A 16,060-nucleotide genomic window follows, 5' to 3' on the forward strand; every position below is an offset into this window, starting at 1 on the left:
GAAGCTAGAAATGGAGTAGCACAGCGTAGGGAAAACTACGTGAGCAACTACAATGTTTCCGAAGGAAACATACTTCGTAAGCCTCCCACTTATTTCGGGTGAATTCCATATTCGATGCTGATGATGCCATCAGGCATCTTTCGTAATCAAAAGCGAACTTTTTGAACAACCTCTATGTTACGGCTCCAAGCCCCATACTTTGGTGCTTCCCTGATACCCGGTTACCTTGTTCCAAGCCGCAAAAGCCGTTTTGGTAGCATCATAGGAATAGTCATTACTTTGATCGAAATTGCTCCAGTTATTTTTGGAAAAGCGTGTCTGAATCACGCCGGTCTCTGCTCCAGCGGCCAAACTGCCTGCTCCGGACTTGAAGCTGATCTCCAGATACGTATCCGCGGTCCCCTTCGCCGGATCCACTGCGACAAATGTACCTTCAACATTGGCCGTGCCCATCTGGGCATAATCACACCAGAAGGTCATATTCTCCGTACCATCCTTGGTGAAATAATATCGGATCTTCACACTGCTGAGATCAATCGCCTGTGTTCCGGTATTTTTCACATTGAACTGCGGGGTCACGGCATTGCTCGAATTCCCGGACCCTCCGCTGCGGTACTGCACCTCGAGTGTACCGGTCGTCACCGGAGGTGCAGTAGGCGTCAGTGCCAGGACATTGGACAGCGTCTGTCCGTTCGCATTCACGGCTGCAATCCGGTAATTGTACGTGGTGCCATTCAGCGCTGTCGTATCGGTGTAAGTCAATACGGACAATCCGGTTGCCACATCCGCATATGTTCCTCCTGCCACCGAACGCTGTACCTTATAGCTGGTAGCGCCCGAGGCTGCTGTCCAGGTCAGAACCGACTGTGCATTGCCTGCTATCCCACTTAAAGTCAGTGCTCCCGGCACCGTCGAAGCTGCTTGCGGTGTAGCCGACACCTGTATGGAACCCGATGATTCCCCTGCTGAATTCACAGCAGTCACTACATAATAATAAGTGGTCCCGTTGAGCAGCCCCGTGTTCGTATAGGTCAGACCATTAACACCTGTCGCAACAGTTGTATAAGGTCCTCCACTTGCCTCAGAACGTTTCACCGTATACGATTCAGCTCCAGATACAGCAGCCCAAGTCAGATTAACCTGACTGCTTCCCGCCACAGCCTGCACGCCAGCAGGTGCGCCTGGAACCGTACCTGGTGTCACACCAGGTTCCTGTCCGTACACCTTCACCCCTGCATCATAGACTGGAAGGTATATGCTCTTCACAGGGGTGCCTGTGGCCAGCGTCTGAAACGAATGATCATTGCTTGCATTCCATGCGCCCTGTGGGCCTGTAATGCGGAACTGGACTTCTTTGCGATAATTCCCCTCCCCACCTGGATAGATCTTCGTGTTACTGAAGTTTGCCGTAATGGCGTAGATATGCTGGGCTGCATTCACCACAACGGGTTGGGATACCGTCGCTCCCTCCGTATAGGTGGTTGTCACTTGAACGTCCGATACCGTACGTCCAGCAGCATACACTTCACTCAAATCCAGGAAATATTTAAAAGACAGCTGATCTCCCATACGAGCAGGCCAAGCGGAACGATTATTCAGCTGTGCCCGAATTTCCGTATAATTGCTACCTGATGATTTGATGGCAGCTTCCACAAAGAACTCATCTCCCTTCACCTCAGGTGCAGGAAAGTTCGCAAGCGGTTGATGATTCTGACCAAAAAGCAAATTCATCTTGGCCAGCGCACCGGTAAAACCGGCATTGTAATCGGTCGCAACCTCATTACTCACGTAATCCCCAATATCATCGGTATATCCATCCGCTGCATCCGGGCCACCGACCATGGCGCCGTACAGAATGTGGCGATGGTTAGCCGGGATATCTTCGTTATTCATCCATGAACCGTGAGCGGTCCGATGATGCGGATGTTGAGGTGCATTTTGCCCATATCCGACCACATAACTGCTCTGACGCGGATTATCGCCCAGAATATAATTCATCTGCGAGACAGCGAAATTCTGATATCTTGCTTTTTTCACAGGGTCACTGACCCAGTCGGAGTATACAAATGAAATAAAGGATGCATTCGCTGCATATCGGAGTGAGCCCCACTGATCCAACCACGCCAGACCTCCTGGCGTATACTTGACTCGTGTCCCATTAACTCCAACCGTCCAATAATCCAGATTGCGTTCTGTTGATTGAATAAATCTCGTCGCTTCCGGCATGTTCAAACTGGACGTAATCCGAGCAAGCAGGATCTGGGCACCATAATGTTTACTGTCCCAACCTTGAGTCCAGGTATATGGCCAGTTGGCTGAGCCACCGCTAGAAGACCACCGATCCGTAGCTGCAATGGCTTTGGACAAGTAAGCGCTATCATTAGTGGCTAAATAAAGCCAAGCTCCACCCCATGCCAGCTCGTCTTCGTACCCTGTCCACGAGTTGTAGAATGCTGCGGCATCTGTGATACAATCGGTGTATTCCCCACGATACGTATCTGCGAAGTTGTACAGTTCTTTCGCATGTTGGAGCAGTCTGGCCGAATATGCCGGATCATCCTCTGCAAATACAATCGATGACGCTGCAAGCGCTGCAGCCGTTTCTGCCGCCAGATCGCTGCCTGGGCATGAAGCATCAATCTTGAACGAAGGACGGTTCATCTGCATGACCTCTGCCGGTCCCCACCAGGCATGATCAGTATTACCTGCTCCGACTTGTCCCCATAGTTCATTTGGTTTCGTATGCGCTTTCATAAAGTAGTCGGTCGCCCATCGAATGTTATCCTTGATCTCCTCCAGTTGTCCGGCCTGTTCATATCCGTCGCCGTATTCCACGACAGACCAGGCGAGCATCGTAGCGGAAGCAGCCATCGGAAAGCCGAATTTCACATGATCCCCGGCATCATACCACCCTCCGGTCAGATCAACGCCTACATCAGACCCATCCTGCATGCCTGAATTACCACGCCATTCGACCCGATTATTTGCTGGTAATGGCCCCGAACGCTGGGCTTCATAGAAGTAAATGGCTTTTTGCAGTGCTTCAGCATAGTTCTGATCTCCGGCGGCCGCATCCGCCTTACGAAGTCCTGTGTTCATCGAGAAACTCCCTGCCAATAATCCTGCCGATAACGCGATCATGGCGACTCGTCTCCACCAGCTCCCCTTCATGTTCAACTATTCATCTCCTCTGCATGATTGTTTCGTATGCCTTCCTCTGACTGAATTGAATCCGCTCCTCCCCATGGTGTAACTCCGTGTTATTTCCACCATTAATTACCATTATAGTCTTTTGTTTAACTTGCTATATAAGCGTTGGTGACTTCTAAAATAACATTGTTGTGACCTTCCCGGCATCATGCGACAAAAAAAGCTGTTGCTCTGACGCATATGCGCGTTAGAACAACAGCTTTTCGATGTTACTGTAATCAACACCACAGATCGAGTAGCATCTCTGACCATCCCATCTGTATGCTCCTATACACCTGAAGTATCAGAACATCTCATTGATTACACTTTGAACTTGTTAATCTGCTCCTGCAGTTCTTCGGCCATTTTGGATAATGAACCTGCGGATGATGCGATCTCTTCCATGGAAGCCAACTGCTGTTGAGTTGCGGCAGATACATTATGAACCCCGCCCGCTGCCTCTCCGGCGATGTTGGAGATCTGGCTTACATAGCCTACAACCTCAGTCGTACTCGCCGACATTTCCTCTGAACCAGCGGATACTTCTTGAATTTCACCCGCTACTTTGTTAACCGCATCCGAGATCTGCTCGAACGCTTGTCCTGCCGCAGTGACCATCTCGATTCCTGCTTCCGTCTCACTGCTGTTCACTTTGACTGCCTGAACAGCATGATCGGTATCTTTCTGAATCAATTGAACGAGATCCGTAATCCGTTGCGCTGATGTGGAAGATTCCTCAGCAAGCTTACGCACTTCTCCTGCAACTACCGCGAAACCTCGTCCATGCTCTCCTGCTCGTGCGGCTTCAATGGCTGCATTCAGTGCAAGCAGATTGGTCTGCCGGGCAATGTTGTTGATCACCTCGGTAATCGTGCCAATCTCTGCTGAACGTTCCCCCAGCCCTGTAACCAGTTCTGTCAACGAAGCAATGGAATTGCGAACAGAACCCATCTGTTCGACAGCTTGTTGAATGATCATGTTTCCTTCAGAAGATTGATTCGCCGCATCTACAGCAGATACGGATACACTTTGAGCAAGCTCGGCAATCTGTTCCGATCCGAGAGCCATCTCATTCATCGCCTGTGAAGAACGCTTCACAATATCAACCTGGTCTGACGTCCCTACAGCCAATTCCTCAACCGTTTCAGAAATCTGTTCTGATGCTTGAGTATTCTGCTCTGCACTCGCGAGAAGTTCCTCCGATGAAGCCGCTACCTGTTCAGAAGTTACGGATACCGATTCAATCATTGAGCGTAAATTACCACTCATGGTATTGAAGGAAGTCGCCAGCGTTCCCAATTCGTCCTTATTCTTGAGTACAATCGTCTCACCCGTCAAATCCCCATTGGCGATAGCCATGGCTGCTTCATTCATTTTTTTGATTGGACGTGAGATGATGCTTGCAATAAAGAATGCAATGAACACGGCAACCAGGAATGCAAAAATCGTCACTGCCAGAATCACATTAAATGTATTTTCAGCCAACAAGACAGATTCATTTGTTGCCGCGTCTGATCCTTTATTCCCAGATTCGATCAGCTTGGCAATCGTGTCGTTAGCTGTATACCACAATGGATAGGCTTCCGTGTGCAGTCTACTTGCTTCTTCATAGTTATTTGCAATACCGAATTCTATGAATGCAGGCATTTTCTCCACATAAGCATCATAATTCGTACTGAAATCATTGTAGAGTTTCATCGCTTCATCATTGCTCTCAATGTATGTAAGCAACTGTTTACGCTCATCCTCAATCTTCGTGAGGAGCAACTTTAACGCTTCATTCACCTTGACGTTTTCATCTTCGTTCTGTTCAACGATGATGGCCAGCGCCAACCTTTCAACATCCGAAACATCGCCGTTCATCATGCCCAACAAGCTTACACTTGGCATCCAGGTCTGATCCACATCATTAGCTTTGCCGGACATTTCATGAATCTGGATTAAAGCATAGCCACTTACAAAAACAAGCAAAATTACAACCGCCAGAAAGCCAGTCAGTAACTTGCCTCGAATCGTTAACTTCAATTTCCCCAACTTGTTCCCCCGCGTGTCTTCCATGTGTCCCACTCCTCAAAATAATACATATTTATAGTATATCGTCACCTATCGTCACGAATTGTAGATGTTAGAATTCAATTTCTATAAATTTCATGTAACTTCGAAAATAGCGCAAAAGAAGTCTCCCATCACTGGCAGATCCAGAGATAAGAGACTTCTTGAATTGAACGAAACCAGGCAACTTCCCCACATATTGCTATCAATCGCTATCGAAAAACACGTCGGTGCATGTTAATGAAGAAGTCGGGAATCGACTTGGTATAATTGCGGGTTGTAATCAGCACCACGCTGAGTAGACTACCGAGAAGGAATCCCCCCAGGATATCTCCTGGATAATGCACACCAACATATATACGAGACACTCCAATCAACGCAGCAAGTAACAGCATCCATAACCCAAAGCGACGTCCAATAAAGAATGAAGCAGCAGCTAGAGCAAATACGAAGGAAGCATGCTTACTTGGAAAAGATGGATCAGGTACATGAGCAACCAGCTGATGTACGTTTCCCTCCACAAAAGGTCTTGGATGTCCTACTGCTGGTGATATGCCCCATTTGGCCAGAACTAGCGCTACAATGGAAGCCACGCAGGCATAGAAGACGATTCGCTGTTTTGATGGATCACCGAGAAACCATACAATAATGAGCAGTGCAATCATAACCCAGACCGCATACTCCGATGATGTAATCATAAACCAGTCCAGAAATGGAATCCGGTCTGCAAACTGATTAATCCAATGAAATACGGATTGATTCATAACTAGCTTTTAATACCTCCATTACACAAAACAAGATTATTTTTCACATACTAAATATACACTAACTATTTGTCAAACAATCCTCCCATTGACCGAAGTTACGAAATCAAAGAGGACTTTTTGCTTTCTTTTTGTTAAACTAGTTTGGGTTACATATCAGTTCAATCATAGAAAGGTGAAGATTATGCTTAAAAGATGGTTATGGGGTACAGCCCTGACCTTGGCACTTGCGGTTACAGGTGTCATTGTATATTACGGATATTCGATTGTTCATTTTGCCAATAGCATCTCAACTGCTTCCGGAACTTCATCCAACTCCTCCTCTTCAGGTACCAACAGCGATTCGGACACTCCAACGACAACGATTCCCAGGTGGGAGGGCCAGGAACGGGTAAACATTCTGCTGCTTGGCGGGGATTCCAGAGGAGAAGATGCTGGGCGTTCAGACTCGGTTATGGTCGCTTCCATTGATCCGGTAACCAAGAAAGCCCATCTGTTCTCCGTACTGCGAGATACCTATGTTGCTATCCCCGGACATGGCAAAAGCAGGCTTAATGCCGCCTTCTCCTACGGAGGTGCTGAGCTGACCAAACAAACTGTCAGTGATCTGCTAGGCATTCCCATTCAGCACTATGTCTACACGGACTTTACAGGCTTCATGGCACTCGTAGATGCGGTAGGCGGTATTGAGATTGATGTGGAGAAAGACATGTATTACACCAGTAAAGCGGATAAACATATGTACGATATTGATTTAAAAAAGGGATTGCAGCATATGGATGGCAAAACTGCCCTTCAATATGTCCGTTTCCGGCATGATGCCACCTCGGATTTCACCCGTACCGAACGGCAGCGAATCTTCATGACGGAACTGGCCAAGAAGATGCAGAGCACCACTTCGCTCTTCAAAATCCCGGATATCCTGGAAGCGATCGCTCCCTATATCGAGACAGATCTTAGTCCAACTCAGATGTTGAAACTCGCATCACTTGGCTTCGATATCCATGCGAACGAAATAGACCAGCAGCAGATTCCACCGAACAAACTGCTTACCAATGAACTCGTGGGTTCTGCTCAGGTGTTAGGTGTCGACGTAACCAAACTCCAGTCCTATATTCAGAAACTGTTTGAAGAAGATGCTGCGTCCTCAGAGTCTCCGTCATCAGACGAACAGAACGGAGAATAACAGGCATGAAAATAAAGCGGTATTGAACAACGCATATTTAAGTTTGATACCCACACAAAAGACGGCCAAAGCCGTCTTTTTTTGTACCTATTTTCTCCATTTAATGCAGCCTTAATGTTTAACAGGTACCCTTATATGATGAACTCCGATTACTGGAGGGAGGATTTCATGTGAAAAAGCTGCGAATAGCGGAATGGACCGAACTGCGGGGATTGGCCTTTCTGGCGATTGTCATGCAGCATAATATCGCTGAGTATATCTATCGCGCCGATATTGAGCAACCGGATTCCATTATGCTGACAATGATTTATCATCTGACCCGGTTCGGTACACCAACGTTTGTATTTCTATCGGGTGTTATGTTGTTCTACCATCACCGTAACGCCAAACCGGATTATCCTCGCTTCATCCGAAAGCGATTTGGTGATATTTATATGCCGTTTGTAGTATGGACACTCATCTATTGGCTTGCTGTCCGGATTTTCACCCCCACGTTCTGGGTCAGTGGCATACCGGATATGCGCAGTCTTGTTCGTGAACTGTTTCTACCACAGACGGGATATCATCTTTGGTTTGTCATTATGGTGTTTCAGTTCTATATCCTGTTCCCTTTGTTGCTCACTGGTGCAAAAGCCGTTCAGAGACGTATCCAGAACGCCTCGCGTTTCACACCCATGCAAGTCATTATGGCACTAATTCTCTTTGCAGCAGCATTCTACGCTCTGCTTATGAAATGGTCCTACTATAATATGGGGGGCTGGACAGAATCACTCTCTGAGCCCTGGTCTACGTTACTCCAATATCGATCCTATTCATGGATCATGTACTGGTTCTACTTTTTACTGGGTGCCGTATGTGCCTGGTCAGTGGATAGCTGGAGGAGTTGGACCACGAAGGTACTGCCCTGGACGATCTGTCTGTTCGTAGGGATGTATATATGGCTTGGTTACGATGTGCTGCGTGATTCCGGGGATGTTGTTAATCTGAATATCTCCACCTATCTGAAACCAACCACCTTCCTGATCATTATGGCTCAGATGCTTATGATGTATGGTTTCCTTGTACTGATGCGGGGCAAAGATACACGGTTTCAGCGCCTGTTAGCCTGGATTGGCCGCTATTCGTTTGGTGGATATCTGGTTCATGCATTGGTTATATACGCGATCGCTTACGTAACCAGACCGCTGCAACTCAGTGGATGGCATCTGCCTGTAACGTTGCTATCGTTCCTTGTAACAGTTGGCATCGCCCTTGCAATAAGCTGGGCACTTTCCAAACTTCCCGGCTCACGTTTCACCGTAGGGTTAATGCGCAAACCACGTTTAACCCCCAACCCATCCACTGCTGTGGACCAAAGAAATTCAACGGAGCGAACTCCGTCACCCGGGGCAACACGTAGTCCGGGAACGAGTGAACCGGTTTAAATAAAGAAGAGCGTCCCCTCACGGAGACGCCCTTCTTTATTTTACTTCGCTTGAAGTTGATCTTCCAGGAACAGGTTCCTGGGGACCTGGGGCTGGATGCACCTTGCCTTTCTGATTCACAAACCTCTTCAGATCACCCGTTAATTGTTCCTTGAGCTTGTCCACCAGCTGTGATTCGCTAATGCCTTTTGCCTGAGCTATCTCAGCCAGGGATTTCCCTCCCTGAAGCTGCTCGTGCAGTTGAGCAGGGGTAATTCCAATAAACCGGGCAATTTCGCCCTTATCTACCATGGAACGTTTGCCATGGTGGGCAAATTCACGCCGCAAATCCCGCAGCGGGGTATTGATGACCTTTTTTAACTTGGTATCCATGTCAGCCTTCGTGGCTGCAGCTTGTTCCTTGGTGAGACAACCTTCTTCTACAGCTTGATCCAGACGCTGTGCCAGTGTAGGCTTCAACTTCTGCAATAACTGATCTTCACTAAGTCCCTTACGCTCTTTGGCTATCTGGGACAACGTCTTGCCAAGTTCCATCTGTTCCTTAAGATCCCGAAGTCCAATCCCAAGCAAATCTGCCGTTTCACCAATCATGAACAGACCATGTCCCGCCTGCATGCATGGCTTCGCTGGTTTGCCGGAGGAAGAGGCTTGTGACGTACCGTCATGTTCCTCAACCCGGACCGTTGAATCAGCGAATGCTACATGTCCTGTTGCTGCTGTTATGACTACGGCTGCCAATCCGGCTGCCATCCATGTTTTCCATTTCAGATTCATTTTTCTGCCGCCTTTCCGATGTCGAAATCCTGTGCCTTCCTAGTTTGAGCCTAAAATCCACTTTTTTATGCCATAAAATACAAAAAGTCATCATATTTCTCACAATTGATCACAAAAAATCCTATTTTTTTCATTTTATTTCCGCTATACTAGATGTAACTTCATGATAAAGTCGAACAGTCCTGAATCACCTTATCGCAGGAAGGACGATATGTAATAATGCGGAGAGATTGGTTAGATCCGTTTAGATCCGATCTGGAGGTCGTGTTTGCTTCAGCGGAACAACTCGTACGGAAATATCCCGAACCCTTGTCAGGACATGCATTGGAGCAACTTCATTCGGTTAACCCCCTGTTACGGGATTCGGGACACAGCTATATCGGGTACATCACTCCACTCTGGATGCAACACTCAGATCAACTCCCTCAAGAGAAAGCACACCAATTAAGTACAGGCTGTCTTATTCACATGTTATATTTTCTGAATCAGGACGACGTGATGGATGAACAACCAGAGAATGCCACACTGAAGTTATCCCTGGGTAATCTCTACTACATGGATGCACTTCAATCTTACTCCGATTTATTCGACCCTTCCTCCACGTTCTGGATCTACTTCAGACAATATGTAGTGGATTGGGCCGTGAGTGTTACAGGTGAGCATTCCATTGATTATTTCCAACAGCATCCCTTGTTGATTGCGCAAAAGGCTGCCCCACTGCTCATTGGAGCCACGGGAGCACTCCTTCTGCTGAATCAGTCTAACCGTATAATCCCGGTATGCTCTGCCATCAACATCACACTTATGACACTTCAGATGACCGATGACTTCACAGACACGCAACAAGATGCTGTGCATGGAAACTACAACAGCTACCTCTCCCACGTATCCGCAGCACTGAAGCATAACTATCCCACTCATCCTCTTAGCGAACGTGTACATGACAATGTATACAACACACAACTCATGAACTCTTACGTTGACATTGCTTATCACTATAATCGTACATTAACATCGTCTAACTTAGGAATATCGCATCTCGAGGCGTTTGATTCTTATTTATGCAGCACTTTAGTACAAGCTGTTCAGGACATCACACAACGGAAAAAACGGCTCCTCCAAGGCGGGTTTCATCACTGGATCAGCGAACAACAGTTGGAATTCTGAACATCAGGACTACACTGATTCAGTTTAATTTCAAATATGAAGGGAATGTTGACGATGATGGTATCAGAGAAAACGTTGCATGAGGATATTATTGAAAAGGCTTGGACTGACGAGCACTTCAGACAACAATTGCACTCCAATCCGAAGCAGGCGCTTCGTGAAGCTTTCGGTATCATAATCCCGGAACACATTCAGGTACGTACCGTTGAGGAGCAGCAGAATGACTATGTGCTTGTCATACCTCCCAATCCTTCCAAAGTAAATTATGATGTGAATTGCGGACCTTGGAGAAGTTAATTCGGGTGAGTTAATTGGTAAAGTAAGAAATCAGGGGTAGGAACAAAAAAAGCCGCTGTATGCTTCTGTGAGTTCGTCATTCGACGAACTCGACAAAAGATACAACCGCTTCTGTTCCTACCCCTTTGGTGCTTGTAAAGTTGATCTGTCCTTGCATCGCTTCAACAATTCGGAATGTCACCATCATGCCGAGACCTGTGCCTTTGATTTTATTGGAGAAATAAGGCTCGCCCAACCGGGAGAGTGCTTCCTCGTCCATTCCTTCTCCGTTATCCCTGACATGCACCTTAATCATTCCATCCTGTTTGTACGCCCATATATCAATCTGGCCTTGTCCTTGCAGTGCTTCAATACTGTTCTTGATGATGTTGATAAAAGCCTGCTTGAACTTCGAAGAATTGCCCCGAATATATAAATCTGGCGGAATGTCGGTTGTGATTTTGCCACCTTCCAGATTAGCCATCGGTACAAGAATACCTTCAATATGATTGAACTCATCCGAGATATTGAGCGAGATAATATGATCAAACTCAGGTTTGGCAAAGGTAAGAAAGTCCGTTATGATCCCCGAGGCCCGATCAAGTTCCTCCAGGGCAATACGTACATACCCCTTATTTTTGTTGTCTTCCTGTTCTGTCATTAGTTGCAGGAACCCTCTTGTCACTTGAAGCGGATTACGTACTTCATGAGCAACGGAAGCGGCCAATTCGCTAATAATCTCCATCTTCTCCGATCGCTGCAACTCATTGTTGAACAGCTCCAGTTCCTTCGAATACTCTAGAACTTTGGTATGTTTTTCGGCGAAACGACTTCCGAGAATCGCAATCAGTGAGATCACAAATGCAACCATGGACCATTTCCACCATAACAGATGATACGTCCCACTCCGCTGATAATACCACAACAGTTCGGCCACACTGATCAAGGCAAATGTACCGAATCCTGTCGCAAGCAGCATGGCTTCCCGATTTCGTTGCAGTGCTTTGGCGATAGTCCCCACCAACAGGATGGTCAGCAAGATGACCAGTACAATACCAACCACACGCTGTACGATCAGATTGTATAACATATCCCATTGTCCGCCTGAAATAACGTAAATAAATAGAGAAAACACAGCGACAGCTGAATATATAAATAGTATTTTCCGAAGTTTCGTGAAGATTCCATGTAACCCTGGCCCGATAATCTGCTCAAAGAAATAACAGAGCGCTGGCATACCGAGCAACATCGCGAGATCAAAAACTACGGAATACAGGTCACCATACACCTGATAGAACGTATACAAAAATTGCGAGTAAGTGATGATCATCGTGCCGATGGAACCCATCACCATACAGAGTGAGATCCATAATCCCTTATGGAATTTGCCAAGGAAGAATGTACAACTCAGCATCGTAATCGCGGTGAAGACAAAGGTCGCACCCAAAATGACATCAATAAGCCCGTTATGGATATATTTCTCCTGTAACGCGGCATAAGGTCCAACCTGAACAGTACCCTGTATGCCCAGACGACCTTTCTCATTTTGCGACCATACATAGAGCGTGTCACCCGAATTTTCAATGGATAAGGGCAGCAACACAGCATTATTATCATAATTGTAATGGTAGTTCTCGTAGACCTTGCGGTCCTCCAGATAGATCACAATATGGTTGCCTTTAATGTTCTCAAATCGAATGGCTGAACTTTCCTCAGTCAATTCAGGGATGGTCAGGCGAGTCCATAAGGAACTTGATTGGTCCTTGTTGCTATACTCCAACTTATCAATACCCTGCTTTTCCCATATCTCGTCAGCTCGCTTAACTTCACTTATGAACCCTTGATCGTCAACGTTCCCCCATTTTACTTCCCATCCTGTAATGGATACAGGCTGCTGAATCGCTCCTGTAGTCGCAAAGACTATTCCATGTGGCATACCTAGAATAATCAATACACTCATCCATAAGATGACGATAGCTTTGGGCACATTTTTCATTCACAGCACCTCAAAGTTCTAATTTTACCTATCTTAGATTCTCTCATTTATCATTCGCCACCGTTTGTCACGTCACCTTCTTGAGATAAAATGAAATTTCACATTTAAGTCGATTTATAGTCTTATTTCCATTTTATTGTTAAAGATATCCGATTAATCACGCAAGTCTTCAAACTGATTTACTATCATTTCTCGTTCTTTCTGTTCAACTTGACTGCGGAATTCAAGCCACTGCTCTGTCTCCTCATCATCATAGATGGTCCATATGTCGGAAAAAAGGAAATCCCGCAACTGGACAACTTGTCCGGACCATATACCGCCTACCCAAAACAAACCATCCGGACGACGGATGACGGTGCGGGAGAACCCGGGTGTGGATGCCTTTTGTCCGATACGGATGCGTGTGATCATATTGCCCAGTGTGAACCAGTCCACTTGAGATCCCTCCCTTACATATTCACGCTTTATCATAACATAGGCAAAACAGGAAAAGCTGTAAAAACGGTGACCGCGATTCAATCCTTTGCTTCAGGTGTAATGGTTTCTCAAAGCAAACCAAATATGCTAAGGAGATGATTGCAATGAATGAGCAACATCGTACGGTTGAAGTGGAACATAAGGATGTTCAGCATAAATCGGATTCAAGTATGGTCGCTTCCACATTTATTAAATATGCTGCTTATGTGATAATCTTTTTCGGATTCTTATACTTCTTGGTCAAGTATGTATTCCCCAAATTCTAAGGCATTCATATCGTAGCGAACACCCGGGGATAATAAGCTCTGCAAGATTACATCACGAGCGCTTTGGGTAACTACGGGGTAAGAAGCTTTGGACAACCGATAATGAAAGGAAGTGTTACTCATGTCTGACAAGCCAATTAGTAACGAAGAGAGCGACCGCTATTATGACCGTTATCAAAGGTCACGCGATATTCCAGCAGAGACGGAAGTACCAGAAGGCGATATGGATACCTTTGATGAAGTTTCCGGCAGACGGATTGTAACGGAAGATGCGGATCTGGCACCCGTAGCCGCAACGGCAGTGGACGAGCCGGAATTGGATTCACGTTTGGCTGAGACACCGCTGGAATCTGTACCGGATGCAGACCTGCTGCAACCAAACAGTCCAGTTGATCCTGCTGCCCCCGATCCGGATGCACTGCATGGTACCGATCTGCTCAATGGTGCTGGTGCAGATGCCAAACCAGAGAACGACATTCCACCCCGACGTTAACGGCTGTTAAGACATCCTGAATGAGGAGGTGCATACACGATGAAGAAAGACCAACACGAGCATATGAATGAACCGGATAATCTTGTGACCGAACGGGACATTGACCCGGACTTCGGACTGTTCACTGAGGACTCCTTCCCCGAAGCACTTGAGGACGAAGATCAACGTGATGCGGTCGAGCATGCCATTCCCAAAGAGAAGGCTACTCGCAAGCCCTCTTCGGATGAACAATAAAGCCTCCCTATAAAAATTGAACTATAACGTATTTACACTTGCCACTCCGATGACAGAATAACCTTCTGATCGCTGTTATCCCCAGATTTTTTGATTCACTTTTTAAAGGTAATAATCTGGGGATAAAGGCGAGCACTCCGTTTCTTCAGATTATTTCTGCCCTCTACGTTCTCGTGTAAAAGATTAGTTCAACTTATACAGATCCGTATTAGACTTAAAAAAGATGACGTCTGTAATTCCACAGCGTCATCTTTTTTCGTTTCGTTACCTGTAAGTTCAATTTCTCTTTGCACTGCCATCTTCACGGCTTAGCGGAAACCTTGCCTGTTCCAGGCAGTTTGTGATCCAATCCCGACCACTTCGCTACAATTGCAGTGATGATCAGTGCAAGTCCATTAATGATAAAAATCCAGCGTATCGGCAGCCAGCCACCGAGAACCCCACCAATAATTGGTCCCGCCATCGTCCCGATCTGGGCAGCCGACTGATTCAGGCTAAAGGCTCTTCCCCTAAAACTCGATGCGGTAGCCTGTACAATCATGGCGTTAATTGCCGGAAATACAGCCGCAAAGAATAACCCATACACAAATCGTAAAATGCCAAAAGCGATATAACCGGTTGTAAAGAATTGCAGAAGATTCCCTACAGCCCCACCGACCAGTCCAATGATCAGCACTTTACCGTATCCGATCCTTGAACCAATCTTGCCCCAACGTGGTGCCATGATTACTGTTGCTACCCCCACCGCCGAGAAAATAATCCCCGAGCTGAGTGAGGCACGATCAGGCTGAACACCCATTTCCATCACATAGACCGTCAGAAGTGGCTCTAGAATCATAACGGAGAATGTACATATGCCCATCATGCCAAGCACCGTCATAAACAAACGATTCGCTCTCGCTTCACGAATGTCATCCATGACGTGGGAACGAGCTTTATTTCGGTTGAAGTTCTCTTCTTTTACCCAAAAGGTTGCGATGATCGCTGAGACTAATACAACAATAGCCGAAAACAAAAATGCATTCCGGTTGCCATAATAATGACTCACCACACCACCAATTAACGGTCCAATAATTCCACCAGTGGCTCCTGCAGTGGACATAATCCCCAGTGCATAACCGGTCTTCTCTTCAGGTGTATTCGTGCCTACCAGGGCAATCGCTGCTGGAACAAACCCGGCAAGCAGTCCCTGAAACAATCGAACAACAATGAGCGAATAGGGATCCTGCACGAAATAATTGATGAAATACAAGACGGCAAGGCTGTATCCCGACCGGATCAGCATGGGCTTGCGACCGTATTTATCAGCCAGTGATCCCCAGAACGGAGACACGAGCGCACTCGCGAGAAATGTAATGCCGAAGGCAAGTCCCGACCATAACTCCAGGTGATCACGAACCCCCAAGTCGGCACTTAGAAACAGGGGCAAAAATGGGATCGAGATGGAATACGCCGTGCTGCAAAAAAATACACCAATCCACAATATGACCAAATTTCGCTTCCACGAGAAGTCCATATACCCGCACGCCCTTTCCGTTACTGACGCCGGGACTGCCGTGTATTGGAGCGGACGGAACAGACCCGTACGTCCCCGATGCGGAAGCATTTTCCTTATTTTACACCCATCATTCCATGAAGGCCATCCCTTGTTCACCATAACCACACGTATTACATTGCCATTCTGTCCACAAAAACGGTATGATAGTTGGGTAAATATCCAAATATGATTTGGAGAAAATATATAATGCAGAGATGCAAGGAG

General features: G+C 46.6%; 14 protein-coding genes. 7 read left to right on the top strand and 7 right to left on the bottom strand.

The features are described from left to right. Positions 1–177: 177 nt before the first annotated feature. The 3 genes from MHH93_RS09745 to MHH93_RS09755 all read right to left on the bottom strand — a co-directional run bounded on the left by MHH93_RS09745 (position 178) and on the right by MHH93_RS09755 (position 6,005). Positions 178–3,099, bottom strand: a complete 2,922-nt coding sequence (locus MHH93_RS09745; protein ID WP_500054101.1) for a glycoside hydrolase family 9 protein — start codon at positions 3,097–3,099, stop codon at positions 178–180. A gap of 411 nt (positions 3,100–3,510) precedes the next feature. Beyond that, the gene (locus MHH93_RS09750) at positions 3,511–5,247 is read right to left on the bottom strand and encodes a methyl-accepting chemotaxis protein (protein WP_500053876.1); all 1,737 of its coding nucleotides are present in this window, start codon (positions 5,245–5,247) and stop codon (positions 3,511–3,513) included. A 206-nt stretch (positions 5,248–5,453) separates the two neighbouring features. Beyond that, a complete protein-coding gene (locus MHH93_RS09755; protein ID WP_500053877.1) occupies positions 5,454–6,005 on the bottom strand; it encodes an undecaprenyl-diphosphatase in 552 nt (183 codons plus the stop codon). A 184-nt stretch (positions 6,006–6,189) separates the two neighbouring features. Between MHH93_RS09755 and MHH93_RS09760 the strand changes: the two genes are divergently transcribed. Beyond that, entirely contained in the window at positions 6,190–7,191 is a 1,002-nt protein-coding gene (locus MHH93_RS09760) for an LCP family protein (RefSeq protein ID WP_500053878.1), read from the top strand. Positions 7,192–7,361: 170 nt separating this feature from the next. Next, entirely contained in the window at positions 7,362–8,615 is a 1,254-nt protein-coding gene (locus MHH93_RS09765; RefSeq protein WP_500053879.1) for an acyltransferase, read from the top strand. 36 nt (positions 8,616–8,651) lie between these two features. On the opposite strand, the gene MHH93_RS09770 is transcribed toward MHH93_RS09765, so the two are convergent. Next, positions 8,652–9,389, bottom strand: a complete 738-nt coding sequence (locus MHH93_RS09770; protein WP_500053880.1) for a hypothetical protein — start codon at positions 9,387–9,389, stop codon at positions 8,652–8,654. A gap of 219 nt (positions 9,390–9,608) precedes the next feature. Here MHH93_RS09770 and MHH93_RS09775 point away from each other — a divergent pair, with 219 nt between their 5' ends. After that, on the top strand, positions 9,609–10,556 hold the full coding sequence (locus MHH93_RS09775; protein ID WP_500053881.1) for a hypothetical protein: 948 nt from the start codon (positions 9,609–9,611) through the stop codon (positions 10,554–10,556). Positions 10,557–10,610: 54 nt separating this feature from the next. Then, on the top strand, positions 10,611–10,853 hold the full coding sequence (locus tag MHH93_RS09780) for an NHLP leader peptide family RiPP precursor (RefSeq protein ID WP_017690236.1): 243 nt from the start codon (positions 10,611–10,613) through the stop codon (positions 10,851–10,853). Positions 10,854–10,929: 76 nt separating this feature from the next. Here MHH93_RS09780 and MHH93_RS09785 read toward each other — a convergent pair whose 3' ends face one another. Both MHH93_RS09785 and MHH93_RS09790 read right to left on the bottom strand, forming a co-directional pair. Beyond that, a complete protein-coding gene (locus MHH93_RS09785; RefSeq protein WP_500053882.1) occupies positions 10,930–12,828 on the bottom strand; it encodes an ATP-binding protein in 1,899 nt (632 codons plus the stop codon). Between the two features lie 153 nt (positions 12,829–12,981). After that, entirely contained in the window at positions 12,982–13,263 is a 282-nt protein-coding gene (locus tag MHH93_RS09790) for a hypothetical protein (RefSeq protein ID WP_017690238.1), read from the bottom strand. A 146-nt stretch (positions 13,264–13,409) separates the two neighbouring features. Between MHH93_RS09790 and MHH93_RS09795 the strand changes: the two genes are divergently transcribed. From MHH93_RS09795 to MHH93_RS09805, 3 genes are all read left to right on the top strand, one after another. Next, on the top strand, positions 13,410–13,571 hold the full coding sequence (locus tag MHH93_RS09795; RefSeq protein ID WP_500053883.1) for a hypothetical protein: 162 nt from the start codon (positions 13,410–13,412) through the stop codon (positions 13,569–13,571). 121 nt (positions 13,572–13,692) lie between these two features. Further along, complete coding sequence (locus tag MHH93_RS09800; RefSeq protein ID WP_500053884.1) at positions 13,693–14,064, top strand: hypothetical protein; 372 nt, start codon at positions 13,693–13,695, stop codon at positions 14,062–14,064. Positions 14,065–14,103: 39 nt separating this feature from the next. After that, a complete protein-coding gene (locus MHH93_RS09805) occupies positions 14,104–14,298 on the top strand; it encodes a hypothetical protein (RefSeq protein ID WP_500053885.1) in 195 nt (64 codons plus the stop codon). A 301-nt stretch (positions 14,299–14,599) separates the two neighbouring features. Here the strand turns inward: MHH93_RS09805 and MHH93_RS09810 are convergent, their stop codons facing one another. Then, a complete protein-coding gene (locus MHH93_RS09810; protein ID WP_500054102.1) occupies positions 14,600–15,814 on the bottom strand; it encodes an MFS transporter in 1,215 nt (404 codons plus the stop codon). Positions 15,815–16,060 lie beyond the last annotated feature (246 nt).

The organism is Priestia sp. FSL H7-0729 (genome assembly GCF_038005685.1).
Taxonomy (GTDB): domain Bacteria; phylum Bacillota; class Bacilli; order Paenibacillales; family Paenibacillaceae; genus Paenibacillus.

Bases quoted from the DNA above. Each gene is read 5' to 3' on its own strand.
- MHH93_RS09785 (WP_500053882.1), bottom strand. From the start codon at position 12,828: ATGAAAAATGTGCCCAAAGCTATCGTCATCTTATGGATGAGTGTATTG.
- MHH93_RS09810 (WP_500054102.1), bottom strand. From the start codon at position 15,814: ATGGACTTCTCGTGGAAGCGAAATTTGGTCATATTGTGGATTGGTGTA.
- MHH93_RS09780 (WP_017690236.1), top strand. From the start codon at position 10,611: ATGATGGTATCAGAGAAAACGTTGCATGAGGATATTATTGAAAAGGCT.
- MHH93_RS09760 (WP_500053878.1), top strand. From the start codon at position 6,190: ATGCTTAAAAGATGGTTATGGGGTACAGCCCTGACCTTGGCACTTGCG.
- MHH93_RS09805 (WP_500053885.1), top strand. From the start codon at position 14,104: ATGAAGAAAGACCAACACGAGCATATGAATGAACCGGATAATCTTGTG.
- MHH93_RS09755 (WP_500053877.1), bottom strand. From the start codon at position 6,005: ATGAATCAATCCGTATTTCATTGGATTAATCAGTTTGCAGACCGGATT.
- MHH93_RS09745 (WP_500054101.1), bottom strand. From the start codon at position 3,099: ATGAACACAGGACTTCGTAAGGCGGATGCGGCCGCCGGAGATCAGAAC.
- MHH93_RS09795 (WP_500053883.1), top strand. From the start codon at position 13,410: ATGAATGAGCAACATCGTACGGTTGAAGTGGAACATAAGGATGTTCAG.
- MHH93_RS09770 (WP_500053880.1), bottom strand. From the start codon at position 9,389: ATGAATCTGAAATGGAAAACATGGATGGCAGCCGGATTGGCAGCCGTA.
- MHH93_RS09800 (WP_500053884.1), top strand. From the start codon at position 13,693: ATGTCTGACAAGCCAATTAGTAACGAAGAGAGCGACCGCTATTATGAC.
- MHH93_RS09750 (WP_500053876.1), bottom strand. From the start codon at position 5,247: ATGGAAGACACGCGGGGGAACAAGTTGGGGAAATTGAAGTTAACGATT.
- MHH93_RS09775 (WP_500053881.1), top strand. From the start codon at position 9,609: ATGCGGAGAGATTGGTTAGATCCGTTTAGATCCGATCTGGAGGTCGTG.